Below are 12,716 nucleotides of genomic sequence, written 5' to 3'. Positions count from 1 at the left end.
GCTCAGGCCACCAGGCTCTGCGCGGTGTAACCGTGTGCGGCGGCGACGGATTCGGACAGCAGCACGCCGTCATGGGTGCTCAGGCCCGCGGCCAGGCCCGCATCGGCGGCCGTGGCGCGCTGCCAGCCCTGCTCGGCCAGGGCGATGGCGTAGGGGAGGGTGGCATTGGTGAGCGCCACGGTCGAGGTGTGCGGCACCGCGCCGGGCATGTTCGCCACGCAGTAGAAGATCGAATCGTGCACCCGGTAGGTCGGGTTCTCGTGCGTGGTCGGGCGCGAATCGGCGAAGCAGCCGCCCTGATCGATGGCGATGTCCACCAGCACCGAACCCGGCTTCATCTGCGCCACCAGCTCGTTCGACACCAGGGTGGGGGCCTTGGCGCCCGGCACCAGCACCGCGCCGATGACCAGATCGGCCTCGCGGACCAGGGTCTCCACCTCGTGGCGGTTGGACATGACGGTGCGCACCTGGCCGTGGTACAGATCGTCGATCTCGCGCAGACGGGCGATATTCAGATCCAGCACCGTGACCGCGGCGTGCATACCGTGCGCCACGGCAATGGCATTGCGGCCGGACACGCCCGCGCCGATCACGACCACATTCGCCGGCCGCACGCCCGGCACGCCGCCCATGAGCACGCCGCGGCCGCCGCCGCTGCGCATCAGATGGTACGAACCGGCCTGCGGCGCAAGCCGTCCGGCGACCTCGCTCATCGGCGCCAGCAGCGGCAGCGAGCCGTCGCGGCCGGTGACCGTCTCGTAGGCGATGGAGGTGATGCCGGCGGCCAGCAGCGCGTCGGTGCATTCCTTGGACGCGGCCAGATGCAGATAGGTGAACAGTGTCTGGCCCGCGCGCATGCGCGAATACTCCTCGGCCACCGGCTCTTTCACCTTGAGCACCAGATCCGCGATGCCCCACACCTCATCGGCGGTGTCCAGCACCCGCGCCCCGGCGTAGCGGTAGGCGTCGTCCTCGAAGGTGGACCCGGCGCCCGCGCCGGTTTCGATGTACACCTCGTGCCCGCGCGAGACCAGTTCGCGCACACCGGCGGGGGTGCAGGCAACCCGGTACTCGTGGTTTTTGACCTCGCGGGGGATTCCGACCTTCATTTCACACTCCTCGGAGTCATCTCGACTGAACCGGCAGGTCATGCCGGGTGATGGTGTGAAGTATGAAGATTATGCGGGTAGATCGCCATAGCGCTGAAGAATATTCTTTGAACCACTGGTTCACTATTCGATCCAACGGATCCGTGTCCGATCCGGGCAGATCATCCGAAGCATCTTCGGCCAATCGCACAAACCTGCCGGTCCGCCCGCGAGGCGGTTTGCGCCGGCCCGATCCATACGGCATCTTTACGGGTACAGCTCTGGCGGAAGGAAATCACGTGGTGTCCAACGCGTTCCGCGACGATCGCGGCGCGAGCCCCGAATACATCACGGTTGGCCTCGGCTGGGACCCCTCCCTGGGGCACGCGCCCGATATCGACCTCAATATCGCCGCCTTCCTCTTCAGCGCCGACCGCCTCGTCGATGTCGTCTACCACGAACAACTCAACTCGGCCGACGGCGCGGTCCGTCATCACGGCGACAGCATCACCGGCGAGGGCCGCGGCGACAACGAGGTCATCTCCGTCGACCTCACCCGCCTGTCCTCCTCGGTCACCACCGTCCTCTTCCTCGTCACCTGCTACACCGGCCAATCTTTCGCCGAGATCGCGAACGCCTACTGCCGCGTCGTGGACCAGACCTCGAACACCGAGATCGCCCGCAGCCAACTCAGCGGCCTCCCGAACAGCGGCCTGGTGCTCGGCGCCCTCGACCGTGTGAGCGGTTGGCAATTCCGCCCCATCAACCAGGGCATCGACGCCCAGCACCCGGTCGAAGCCGCTCCGCAGCTGGTGTACTACCTGGTCTGAGCCTGGCCGGCGGCGGTGGGCAGGCGGAACAGGGCGAGGCCGTAGGCGATCAGCCAGAGGACCCACATCAGCCAGGTGACGAGGCCGATCAGGGTGAGGGGGCCGCCCTGGTCGAGCATGGCCGGGGTCAGGAGGGCGGAGAGGAATTGGCCTGCGGCGGCGACCAATCCGAGGGTGTAGTGCCAGGGGCGGAGCAGATCGGCGTGGCGTCCGGCCAGGGAGAAGCCGAGGAGGGCCAGCGCCAGGAATGTGCCGTTCAGCAGGAAGATCGCATCGTGGAGGGTCCACAGGCCGGCGATGGCGGGGGTGGAGTGGTCGGGGGTTGCGGCGAGGGCGAAGCGGAGTGCCACCACCATGGCGAAGGCCCCGTTCTGGAGCAGTACTCCGGCGAAACCTACCAGGGCCCAGGCGGATACGGCGCGGCGTTCGGTGGACCAGAGTGCCGCGACGCCGCTGGCGGCGAAGACGGTGGACAGGACCCAGCCGAGGGGAATGACGGCCATGATCGCGCCGGCGGAGTCGCCGTGATCGGTGTAGAACGCAGCGACCTGGTCGATGGCAGCGCCGGTTGTGGGTGGACGGATGGGTAGCAGGGCCAGGTTGACGCCGAGGATGACGAGCGCGAAGCCGATGGCGGACGCGCCGCCTATCCGGGTGTGAGAGAGGGCGTCCCTGCTCGCGACTTTCTGTATCATCTATTCAATCTAAGCACCGAAAAACGAAATGGGGAAGAGATGGATTCGGAGCCGGAGCGGCGCCGGTACGACTCGTTGCGCCGGGCGGCGCAGGCGAGGCAGACGAGTGCGGAGATCGCCGAGGCGGCGCGCAAGCTGTTCGTGGCCAATGGGTGGGCGGCCACGACCGTGCGTGATGTGGCGCGGGAGGCCGGGGTTTCGGCGCCCACCGTGTACGCGGCCTACGGGAACAAGTCGGGGTTGACCAAGGCGCTGGTGGATGCGGCCGATCTGTCGGCGGATGCGGCCCGGATGATCGCCGGGCTCGAGGCGGATGCGGGTGATCCGGCGCGGCAATTGGGCGCGATCGCGGGATACGACCGGCGGCTGTTCGAGCGGGCCGGGGATGTGATCGTGCTGGTGCGGGAGGCGGGGCGTACCGAACCCGAACTGGCGCAGGCCTATCGGGATGGCCGGGCCGCCGGTGATCGGACCCGCGTGCAGGTGTTCTCGTCCTGGCCGGAGGGCACGCTGCGCGAGGGGCTGGATGTGCCGTCGGCGGTCGACATCTATGCCGCGCTGTGCAATATCGATGTGTATCTGACGCTGACCGTCGAGCGCGGCTGGTCCGCGGATCGGGTCGAGCAGTGGTGGTGCGGCGTGCTGGTTCGCGAGCTGCTGGCCTGAGCGGCCGGCAGCTCGCGGCGTGCGGTCAGCCGGCGACCGGCTCGTGGGTGGCGCCGAGGGTGCGGCCGGTGAGCTCGACCGAGCGGATGCGGTCGTCGATCTCGGTGGCGTAGTGGGCGGTGATGAGCTCGTCGGCCCGGATGGAGGCGGCGAAATCGGCGAGGTAGGCGTCGACCTCGGCGGGAGTGCCCACGGCGGTGTACTTGGTCATGGCCATGAGGTGACTTCCATTGGGGGAGGCCAGGAATGCGTCGATCTCGGCGTCGGTGTAGTTCGGGGTGGAGGGGCCGCGAGCGATCATGGCGCGGGCGCGCGAGCGGTAGGCGATGGTCTTCTGGGCCTCGGCCGCGTCGCGGTCCTCGGCGGCGAAGACATTGATGCCGGCCATCACGTAGGGCTCGGCCAATTGTTCGGAGGGCTGGAAGGTTTCGCGGTAGACGTCCACGGCCCGATGCAGGGCGTCGGGGGCGAAGTGGGAGGCGAAGGCGTAGGGGAGCCCCAGGTGCGCGGCGAGCTGGGCGCCGAACAGCGAGGATCCCAGGATGTAGAGGGGGACACCGTTTTCCGCGCGCGGGACGGCGTCGACGCCGGGCACGCGGGTATTCCCGTTGAGGAAACCCTGGAGTTCGAGCACGTCCTGAGGGAAGGAATCGGCCGAGGCCGGATCGCGGCGCAGGGCGTACATGGTCTTCTGATCGCTGCCGGGCGCGCGGCCCAGGCCGAGGTCGATGCGGCCCGGATGCAGGGTTTCCAGCGTGCCGAACTGCTCGGCGATCACCAGCGGGGAATGATTGGGCAGCATGATGCCGCCCGCGCCGAGCCGAATCGTGCTGGTGTGGTTGGCGATATGGGCGATGAGCACGCTGGTGGCGCTGGAGGCGATGGAGCGCATGTTGTGGTGTTCGGCGTACCAGACGCGGCGGTAGCCGCTGCGCTCGGCGGCCTGCGCCAATATCACGCTGTTGCCGAAACTTTCGCGCGCACTCTGGCCGGGCGCGATGGTCGCCAGGTCGAGGATGGACAGCGCCAGGGGCATGGGAGGACTGCCTTTCGATATCAGAGCCGGCTGTGCAGGAGTGCGGTGAACTCGCGGATGCGGGCCTCGTCGCGGCGGTAGTACATCCATTGGCCGCGCCGCGTCGCGGTGAGGAATCCGGCGCGCTGCAGGATCGCCAGGTGGGCCGAGATGGTGGAGGCGGACGCGCCCGCCTTCTGCTGGATGAGGCCCGCGCACACGCCCAGCTCGGTCGTATCCGCCGCACGTCCGGGGAAGTGCGTCTGCGGCTGCTTGAGCCACTCCAGGATTCGCAACCGGGTCTCGTTCGCCAGTGCCTTGCACTCGTCGAGCACGCCACCATCCTTCGTTATTTCGCTAATTACCGAAATTAGTCCGAATGCGGGCGTTCGGCATCGTGACAACGGTCACCCCGGACCATCGACCCGAAAAGTTGCGACCGGTTCGCTGTATGTCAGAAGGTTGGCACGATTCGTCATCTCATCAGGCGCTGAATGTCGGACGCGCGCGGTTACTGTGGGCGGCGGTCCGGACAGATGGTGTGCTGCCGGTACCGATCGAGGGGTGAAGGTCTCGCCCTGCGCTCCCGGTGGCTGTCTTATCGCGGGGTGAGACCTTCACGCCGGGAACACTCGACGTGAGGTGAGTGCGGATGATGGCGACGAGCGCGCAGCGCCTACTGGCCGAAGTGCTGCCGCGTTACGGGTCGGTGGAGGCCTTCATCGCGGAACTACGCCGCGCGGCAGGTGATCCGCGGCGCGGCGATCCGGGTCCCGAGCATCCGACGCTCGAATTGCCGCCCGCGCCTGCGCATCCCGCCGACGGCGCGGGCGGCAGGCATCGGCGGCCCGATTCGGAGTGACTCCGGCGGCGTCACGAGGGGTCGACGCTGGGGAATTGCTGGATTGTCATCGATGTGCAGCGCTGGCCCGGATGAGCCATCCGGCAGGTCGACGGGAACATGTTCGCAATCCCGTCGTAAGGAAGCCGTCAAGAAACGCCGGGTAGCTATCGGGCATAACAGCAGCTGGAGCACGTTTCGGCGGCTCTCGGCACTATGCGGAGGGCCACTGTCCGGTTTGACGGTTAGCTGAACGGGTACTCGCTATCTTCGTGTGCGGCGTGCAACCGATGTCGCTCGCCGAGGGCGCGAACGTGTCCGGCTGTCGAAGAGGATGGGTTATGGGTGCGAACCTGATGATCGTGGAGGACGACGACCGGGTCCGCGGGGCATTACGGGTCGCCATGGAGGACGAGGGCTACGAGGTCGCCGAAGCCTGGGAGGTGGACGCGGCGCTCGAGCATCTCCGCAATCACGGTGAACCCGATGTCATGATCGTCAATCTCATGCTCGGCGATATGGACGGATTCACCTGCATCCGGGAGGTGCGGCGCGATTCGGATGTGCCGATCATCGTCATCAGCGCGCGCGACGACACCCACGATGTGGTGGCCGCGCTGGAAGCGGGCGCGGACGACTTCGTGAGCAAACCGTTCGTCATCAAGGAGATTTCGGCCCGCATGCGCGCCCTGCGGCGGCGAGCCCGGTTGGCCGAGCGCGACAATGGCGCCGACGACCTACCCGAACCGCTGACAGAGATTGTGCTGGAAGACCATTCGGATCATCCGCTGGTGCTCTCGCCCGACGGCGGCCTGGTACGCCGGGGTGAGGAGCCGCTGCATCTCACCGTCACCGAATTCCGGCTGCTGTGCGAGCTCGCCACCAATGCCGGGCGTGTGCTCAGTCGTGGCGTGCTGCTCGAACGAGTCTGGGACGGAGAGTTTTTCGGCGACGAACGCATTGTAGACGTGCATGTGCGACGGCTGCGGACCAAGATCGAGCGCGATCCCGGGGCTCCGCGCCTGGTCGTCACCGTGCGCGGACTGGGTTATCGGTTCGATGTGCAGAGCGATCGTCATGAGATCGCAAAGATCTCGCACGGGAGTTCGTAAAGTTCCTTTGAAAGTCTGAAGCGGTCATGCAGACACAATTCAGGAACTCTCACGCTAAAACTCAGCAAACCCTTCTGACCAAGCCCGTGCGATCCACGATGCCACCGGCATCGTCTGTGAAACCATCGATCCTCGTACGCAATCCGTTACTGGACGACGGCGGCCGGATGTGGCGCATCGCCAAGGACTCCCGGGTCCTGGACGCGAATTCGAGCTACGCGTATCTCCTTTGGTGCCGCGACTTCGCGACCACCTCCGTCGTCGCCGAAATCGGCGGTGAGGTCGCCGGATTCGTCATCGGATACGTACGCCCGCAGCAGCCGGACACGCTGTTCGTCTGGCAGGTCGCCGTCGATCACGCCTTCCGCGGTCGCGGCGTCGGCGTGGCGATGCTCGACGTGCTGCTGGAAAGCCTTGCCGATCAAGGTGTTTCCCTGCTGGAGACCACCATCTCGCCGGACAACACCGCCTCCATCGCCATGTTCGGCGCGCTGGCGCGCCGCCGCCGGTCGTCCATGACCAGAACCCCGCTCTTCACCCCCGGCCACTTCCCCGACAGCCACGAAGCCGAGCTGCTGTACCGCATAGCGCCGGCAAATGATCAGGAGACTCGCCGATGACCACCACCGAGATGACGATTTTCGACGCCCTCGAGTCGAATGTGCGCGGCTACTGCCGCTCCTGGCCGACCGTGTTCGACACCGCCTCCGGCGCCTGGATCCACGATGAGAACGGCCGGGACTACCTGGACTTCTTCGCCGGCGCCGGTGCGCTGAACTACGGGCACAACAATCCGGTGCTCAAGGACGCGCTGCTGGAGTACATCGCCGGCGACGGCATCACCCACGCGCTGGACATGTCGACCGTCGCCAAGCGGCGGCTGCTCGAGACCGTGCAGAGCGTGGTGCTGGAGCCGCGCGGGCTGGACTACAAGGTGCAGTTCCCCGGGCCGACCGGCGCGAATGCGGTGGAGGCGGCGCTCAAGCTGGCCCGCAAGGTGACCGGGCGCACCGAGATCCTGAACTTCACCAATGCTTTCCACGGGATGACGCTGGGCGCGCTGGCGGTCACCGGCAATGCCGCCAAGCGGGCCGGAGCGGGTGTGCCGTTGCAGCACGCCACCTCGCTGCCCTATGACGGTTACCTGTCGGATATGGACACCGATCCGTTCCAGTGGATGGCTCGGGCGCTCGACGATCGCTCCTCGGGGCTGGACAAGCCCGCGGCGGTCATCGTGGAGACCGTGCAGGGTGAGGGCGGCGTGAATGTCGCGCGGGCCGAATGGCTACGCGGACTGGCCGATCTGTGCGCGGCGCGGGAGATCCTGCTCATCGTCGACGATGTGCAGATGGGCTGCGGGCGCACCGGGCCGTTCTTCTCCTTCGAGACCGCGGGGATCACGCCCGATATCGTCACGCTGTCGAAATCCATTGGCGGTTACGGGCTTCCGATGGCGCTGGTGCTGTTCAAGCCGGAGCTGGATCAGTGGAAGCCGGGCGAGCACAATGGCACCTTCCGCGGGAACAACCCGGCCTTCGTCACCGCGCGCGTTGCGCTGGAGCACTACTGGGGCAATGACGCCCTGGAGTCGGCGACCCTGGCCAAGGGGGAGCGGGTGCACCGGGCGCTGAGCGGTGTGGTCGCCGCCTTCGACGGCCTGTCGGTGCGCGGGCGCGGCCTGGTGCACGGCATCGCATTCGACGACGCCTCCCGTGCGGGCAAGGTGTCGCAGGTCGCCTTCGAGAACGGGCTGCTGGTGGAGACCTCCGGATCCGAGGACGAAGTGGTGAAACTGCTTCCGCCGCTGACCATTACCGATGCCGAGCTCGATCACGGCCTCGAAATCCTGGCCGCGTCCGTGGATGTGGTGTGCGGCGGGCGGGGGCACTGACATGATCGTGCGCACCACCGCGGAAATCACCGGCACCGACCGCGATGTGGCCGGCGTGGGCTGGCGCAGCAAGCGCATCATCCTCGGCGGCGACGGGGTCGGATTCTCCTTCCACGAGACCACCATCGACGCCGAGAGCGTGCACGAATTCCACTACCAGCATCATGTGGAAGCCGTGTGGCTCATCGAAGGCGAGGGCACGCTCACCGACCTGGACAACGGCGTCACCTATGAGCTCGGCCCCGGCTCGATGTACCTGCTCAACGGCCACGAACGGCACCGGCTCGACGTGCGGACGCGCATGCGCATGCTGTGCGTGTTCAATCCGCCGGTCACCGGCCAGGAAGTCCACGACGAGAACGGCGTCTACCCGCTCGTAGCGGTCCCCGCCCAGTAACGAATCACAGGAGTCCCCAACGAATGTCGTTGCCCGACACCACCCGCATCGATCGTTACCCCACCCGCACCGCCGAACCGCTCCCGCATGTCGAGCGGACCGACCGCACCGTGTGGGGTGAGATCGGCACCCCCGCCCTGTCGAATTTCGACGCCGACGGCTTCGCGGTCGTGAACCGGCTGCTCGATCCCGACGAGGTGACCGATTTCGCCATCGCCATCGATCGCCTCACCCGGGAGCCCGAGCTGCGGCTCGATGACCGGGTGATCATCGAAAAGTCCTCCAACACGGTCCGTTCCATCTTCGAGGTGCACAAGCTGAGCCCGATGATCGCGGATCTGGTACGCGAGAGCCGCGTCGCCGGCCTGGCCCGCCAGATCCTGGGCTCGGAGGTCTACCTGCACCAGACCCGGATCAACTACATGCCCGGCATGAAGGGAACCGGCTTCTACTGGCACTCGGACTTCGAAACCTGGCATGCCGAAGACGGCATGCCCGCGCCCCGTGCGGTGAGCCTGTCCATCGCCCTGACGGACAACTACCCGTACAACGGCAGCCTCATGGTCATGCCCGGCTCGCACCGCACCTTCGTCCCGTGCCAAGGCGAGACGCCGGCCGACAACTACCAGAATTCGTTGCGAGAGCAGCAGATCGGCGTCCCGTCGCCCGCCGACATCGCCGACCTGGCCGGCAAGTACGGCATCACCCAGTTCACCGGTCCGGCGGGCTCGGCCCTGCTGTTCGACTCGAATATCATGCACGGCTCGTCGAACAACATCACGCCGTATCCCCGCTCGAATATCTTCCTTGTGTTCAACAGCGTGGAGAACACTCTCGTCGATCCGTATGCGGCGGCCTCGCCTCGCCCGACCTATATCGCGAGCAGAGACTTCACACCCCTCTGACCGCGGCCGCTCCCTCCAATCCGAGCGCACCGCACCCGAGCAGGTCCTCGCACCGTCCCTCCCGCGAGGACCTGCTCACCGCTCTCGGCTACCGGACCGCCTTACGCGAAATACGGCCGCGCGCAACGAGTTCTATTGTCGTCGCGACCGCGCACGACTGCGCGAGCAGCAGTCCCAGCAGAACCAGCACCTGCACGGCCGCCGCCTGTGCAGCGGACCCGCTCGCCATCAGCACCCCGACGAAAGCTCCCGGCAGCGTGACCAATCCAACGGTCCGAGTCTGATCGACGCCGGGCAGCAGGGCATCCCCGGCAGTCGTCCGAATGATCTCCAGGCGCGCATCCCGGTCGGTGAACCCCAAACTGAGCGCCGCCTCCACCTCCCCATGGCGATCCCGCAACGCATCCAACGCCCGCCTCGCCGCCAGCGACGTCGCAGTCATGGTGCCCCCCAGCACAATCCCGCCAATGGGCACCACCGCCACACCGGTCAACGGCACAACCCCGCTCACCAGAATCGGCGTCAACGTCGCCACGGCCCCCACCCCGATCGACACCGCCACCCAAGCCCCAGCCCGCCCGGCCCCACTCCGCCGCGCCGCCGTAACCACCGCCGCCCCGAACATAACCCCCAGCACCACTACCGACGACCACAACCGCGACAGCGCCACCGCCAACACCAACGCCACCACCGTCAACTGCCCCACCGCCCGCACCGCCGCCCCCGGCGCAACCCCCACCGCCCCCAACCCGGCCACTCGATAAACCACCACCGTCCCCGCCACCAACACCACACACAACGCCGCCAACCCGACACTCGGCGTCGCCACCGCGTTCACACCCACCTCCGAGGCTCGGACCATCCCGCTCTGCCCGGACCATACGATGCGCGAGATTTCCTGTGCACACGGCGGGTTGTTCGCTGGGGGACCGCCTTATCCCTCGCCGATGAGCGCCATCCAATTCTGTGGATCGGCGAGAGGGGCGAAACCGGCCTCGGCGTACAAGCTGTGGGCATCGTATGTCGCCAGCACTATCCGCCTGATCTTGTAGGACGCGAGATGGTCGCGTACCGCGGCGACGAGCCGGCGGCCGATGCCTACGCCGCGATGCCGGCGATCGACATAGACATCGCAGAGCCAGGCGAAGGTCACCGAGTCGGTGATGACGCGGGCGTAGGCGACTTGCTCGCCGTTGGCGTCGTACACGCCGAAGTTCAGTGACCCGCGGATGGCTCGCTCGACGATCTCGCGCTCGCGTCCCAGCGCCCAGTACGCATCGGTCGAAAGCCAGTGATGGACTCGATCCACATCGATCCGATCGGGGTCGACATCGATGGTGTATCCGTCTTCATCGTGCGGGGTCATCGCCAGATGCTAACTGCGTCAGCATGAAACGAGTCCAGGGCCCGGGCCGTGCTCGGCGTCGTCGCCTCGTACCGAAGCTATGCTCGGGTAGCTACAAATGCGTATCTAGCGTGGGATTGAACCGCTTTCATCACGCTGTCTGGGATCTCCCAATGTCGCATCCATTGCCGGTCGCCGTCGACTGGGCGATGCCACTGCTCACGTCGAAGACCGAGCTCACGCGCAGGGGAGCGAGTTTCACCGGTAGGCGAACGCGCGATCGCTCATCACAGAATCTCCACACGCAACCCAAATCCCATCCACATCGAGCCGATAACGTTTGTGCGCGAACGCGATAACTCGGAACGAGGGGGACCTGATGAGTGGAGGCGAATCCGCCGTCGCGCGGGCGAAGCGTGGCTGGGCCCAGCACTGGCAGACCCGACATCTGATCGCGGCATGGTTCGCGATCCTCGGTGCGCTCGCATGGCTCATGCAGGCCTTCGGCATGTGGATGCAGTCGCAGGAAGGCAAGTGGCAGAACAACGACTACCTCTCGGTCGGTGATTCGACGATCACCGCGGACAACCTCATGTCGCTGCTCTGCGTCGCATTCCTCCTCGTCACCGCTCTACTGGGCGGCGGCGCGGTATACCTGTTGCGAGGCAGGACATCCGGACGCTACCCGGTGATGGCGGGAGCTTGGCTGGTAACCCTCGGCCAGCTGTTCGCCGCAGTGCTCGCATGGATCCCGATTGATGCCTTCTACCACTCCACGCCCCCCAACCCCGTCTTCATGACCCCGCTGGTGATCTTCCCCCTGCTGACGATCCTCCTCCTGACGGGCCGAGCAGATCCCAGCGATTACCCGATACATCAATGAACACCGCAACCCGCCCGTAGTCCTCATCCCGAGGCTCGGTCACGAATTCCACTCCCGCACCGACCATCCGACGATAAGCACCATCGAAATCCGCAACACGAAGAAAGAACCCAACCCGCCCCGCCACCTGCTCACCGATCGCACCCACCTGCCGGCCACCCTCGGCCCGAGCCAGCAGTATCCCCGTACCCCCACCCGGCGGCCGCACGACAACCCACCGCTTCGGCCTCCCATCATTGGTCCTCGCCGGCGAATCCTCGACCAACTCGAAACCAAGAGCCTTCACGAAGAAGTCGATCGCAGGGTCGTACTCCGCCACCACGATCGTGACCAGTTCCATGTGCACACTCCGAGCTTAGGCACCTCCCGCGAGCGCGCGGGGGCCTGCACGCAATCGGTCCGCACTGATCCAGAGGTGGTTGATCAGCGGTTTCGAAAATCTTTCGCGGACAGCGATGAATCCTGGAGCGGGCCTCCGTCCTAGCTGGTGAACGCGCTACCAACCCGGCGCGACCGACCAGAAGGACCAGAAATGACCACCGCGAACCCCACCGCCAACTTCTCCACCGACATCACCTACCGCCCCGGCAAGATCCGCAACCGCGTGCTGTGGACCCTGCAGATCGTGCTCGGCCTGTTCTTCATCATCGCCTCCGGCGGCCCGAAGCTCGTCATCCCGAACATGTTGATGGACAACGCCCCCGAGAACCTGACCATCCCCCTCGGGCTGCTCATCTTCATCGGAGTCGTGGAGGTCGCCGGAGGTATCGGCCTGATGGTGCCGCGGCTGAGCGCCCTCGCCGCCGCCGGGCTGTCCGTGCTCACCGTGCTCGCCGCCGGAACGCAGGCCTTCATCGCCGACAAGCCCTCGATGGCGATCTTCCCGCTGGTGCTCGCCGCGATCTTCGGCTGGATCGCCTACGAGCGCCGCGCCACCATCACCGACCTGCGGAACTCGCTGTCACGGTGACAATTCCATACGCATGACCGGCGATCGGGGGGCCCGGCCCCCATAGCCCCGTCCGCGTTGCCACGTAGATAGCCCGGC

17 protein-coding genes are annotated in these 12,716 nt (G+C 66.5%); 10 read left to right on the top strand and 7 right to left on the bottom strand.

The window, feature by feature from the left end; translation table 11 throughout:
• Positions 1–2: 2 nt before the first annotated feature.
• Positions 3–1,109, bottom strand: coding sequence for an alanine dehydrogenase (ald, locus tag ACFVIV_RS31840; protein WP_379202751.1), 1,107 nt, complete (start codon positions 1,107–1,109; stop codon positions 3–5).
• Positions 1,110–1,387: 278 nt separating this feature from the next.
• Between ald and ACFVIV_RS31835 the strand changes: the two genes are divergently transcribed.
• The gene (locus ACFVIV_RS31835; protein ID WP_379202749.1) at positions 1,388–1,918 is read left to right on the top strand and encodes a TerD family protein; all 531 of its coding nucleotides are present in this window, start codon (positions 1,388–1,390) and stop codon (positions 1,916–1,918) included.
• Here ACFVIV_RS31835 and ACFVIV_RS31830 read toward each other — a convergent pair.
• On the bottom strand, positions 1,906–2,613 hold the full coding sequence (locus ACFVIV_RS31830) for a hypothetical protein (RefSeq protein WP_379202747.1): 708 nt from the start codon (positions 2,611–2,613) through the stop codon (positions 1,906–1,908). The two genes, ACFVIV_RS31835 and ACFVIV_RS31830, sit on opposite strands and share 13 nt — an antisense overlap.
• Before the next feature lie 39 nt (positions 2,614–2,652).
• Here ACFVIV_RS31830 and ACFVIV_RS31825 point away from each other — a divergent pair, with 39 nt between their 5' ends.
• The gene (locus ACFVIV_RS31825) at positions 2,653–3,279 is read left to right on the top strand and encodes a TetR/AcrR family transcriptional regulator (RefSeq protein WP_379202745.1); all 627 of its coding nucleotides are present in this window, start codon (positions 2,653–2,655) and stop codon (positions 3,277–3,279) included.
• Between the two features lie 25 nt (positions 3,280–3,304).
• On the opposite strand, the gene ACFVIV_RS31820 is transcribed toward ACFVIV_RS31825, so the two are convergent.
• Both ACFVIV_RS31820 and ACFVIV_RS31815 read right to left on the bottom strand, forming a co-directional pair.
• Positions 3,305–4,315: an LLM class flavin-dependent oxidoreductase gene (locus tag ACFVIV_RS31820; RefSeq protein ID WP_379202743.1), complete on the bottom strand. Its 1,011-nt coding sequence runs from the start codon at positions 4,313–4,315 to the stop codon at positions 3,305–3,307.
• Between the two features lie 20 nt (positions 4,316–4,335).
• Positions 4,336–4,629 carry an ArsR/SmtB family transcription factor gene (locus ACFVIV_RS31815; protein ID WP_379202741.1) on the bottom strand — a complete coding sequence of 98 codons (294 nt, stop codon included), beginning with the start codon at positions 4,627–4,629 and terminating at the stop codon, positions 4,336–4,338.
• Between the two features lie 317 nt (positions 4,630–4,946).
• On the opposite strand from ACFVIV_RS31815, the gene ACFVIV_RS31810 reads away from it, so the two are divergent.
• From ACFVIV_RS31810 to thpD, 6 genes are all read left to right on the top strand, one after another.
• Complete coding sequence (locus tag ACFVIV_RS31810) at positions 4,947–5,156, top strand: hypothetical protein (protein WP_379202739.1); 210 nt, start codon at positions 4,947–4,949, stop codon at positions 5,154–5,156.
• Positions 5,157–5,476: 320 nt separating this feature from the next.
• A complete protein-coding gene (locus ACFVIV_RS31805; RefSeq protein WP_379202737.1) occupies positions 5,477–6,247 on the top strand; it encodes a response regulator transcription factor in 771 nt (256 codons plus the stop codon).
• Positions 6,248–6,345: 98 nt separating this feature from the next.
• Positions 6,346–6,867 carry a diaminobutyrate acetyltransferase gene (gene ectA / locus ACFVIV_RS31800; protein WP_379202735.1) on the top strand — a complete coding sequence of 174 codons (522 nt, stop codon included), beginning with the start codon at positions 6,346–6,348 and terminating at the stop codon, positions 6,865–6,867.
• Positions 6,864–8,138, top strand: a complete 1,275-nt coding sequence (ectB, locus tag ACFVIV_RS31795) for a diaminobutyrate--2-oxoglutarate transaminase (RefSeq protein WP_379202733.1) — start codon at positions 6,864–6,866, stop codon at positions 8,136–8,138. Before ectA ends, ectB begins: the two co-directional genes overlap by 4 nt.
• A gap of 1 nt (position 8,139) precedes the next feature.
• Positions 8,140–8,535, top strand: a complete 396-nt coding sequence (locus ACFVIV_RS31790; protein ID WP_379202731.1) for an ectoine synthase — start codon at positions 8,140–8,142, stop codon at positions 8,533–8,535.
• Positions 8,536–8,558: 23 nt separating this feature from the next.
• On the top strand, positions 8,559–9,440 hold the full coding sequence (gene thpD, locus ACFVIV_RS31785) for an ectoine hydroxylase (protein WP_379202729.1): 882 nt from the start codon (positions 8,559–8,561) through the stop codon (positions 9,438–9,440).
• Between the two features lie 88 nt (positions 9,441–9,528).
• Here thpD and ACFVIV_RS31780 read toward each other — a convergent pair whose 3' ends face one another.
• Both ACFVIV_RS31780 and ACFVIV_RS31775 read right to left on the bottom strand, forming a co-directional pair.
• Positions 9,529–10,302, bottom strand: a complete 774-nt coding sequence (locus tag ACFVIV_RS31780) for an ABC transporter permease (RefSeq protein ID WP_379202727.1) — start codon at positions 10,300–10,302, stop codon at positions 9,529–9,531.
• Between the two features lie 72 nt (positions 10,303–10,374).
• Positions 10,375–10,806 carry a GNAT family N-acetyltransferase gene (locus ACFVIV_RS31775; RefSeq protein WP_379202725.1) on the bottom strand — a complete coding sequence of 144 codons (432 nt, stop codon included), beginning with the start codon at positions 10,804–10,806 and terminating at the stop codon, positions 10,375–10,377.
• 358 nt (positions 10,807–11,164) lie between these two features.
• Between ACFVIV_RS31775 and ACFVIV_RS31770 the strand changes: the two genes are divergently transcribed.
• Entirely contained in the window at positions 11,165–11,668 is a 504-nt protein-coding gene (locus ACFVIV_RS31770) for a hypothetical protein (RefSeq protein WP_379202723.1), read from the top strand.
• Here the strand turns inward: ACFVIV_RS31770 and ACFVIV_RS31765 are convergent.
• The gene (locus ACFVIV_RS31765) at positions 11,580–12,008 is read right to left on the bottom strand and encodes a VOC family protein (RefSeq protein WP_379202722.1); all 429 of its coding nucleotides are present in this window, start codon (positions 12,006–12,008) and stop codon (positions 11,580–11,582) included. The two genes, ACFVIV_RS31770 and ACFVIV_RS31765, sit on opposite strands and share 89 nt — an antisense overlap.
• A gap of 192 nt (positions 12,009–12,200) precedes the next feature.
• Here ACFVIV_RS31765 and ACFVIV_RS31760 point away from each other — a divergent pair, with 192 nt between their 5' ends.
• Positions 12,201–12,638, top strand: a complete 438-nt coding sequence (locus ACFVIV_RS31760; RefSeq protein ID WP_379202720.1) for a DoxX family protein — start codon at positions 12,201–12,203, stop codon at positions 12,636–12,638.
• Positions 12,639–12,716: the final 78 nt, after the last annotated feature.

The organism is Nocardia sp. NPDC127526 (assembly GCF_042672265.1).
Classification (GTDB): Bacteria; Actinomycetota; Actinomycetes; order Mycobacteriales; family Mycobacteriaceae; genus Nocardia.
This window is presented reverse-complemented; position numbering and strand designations above follow the sequence as displayed.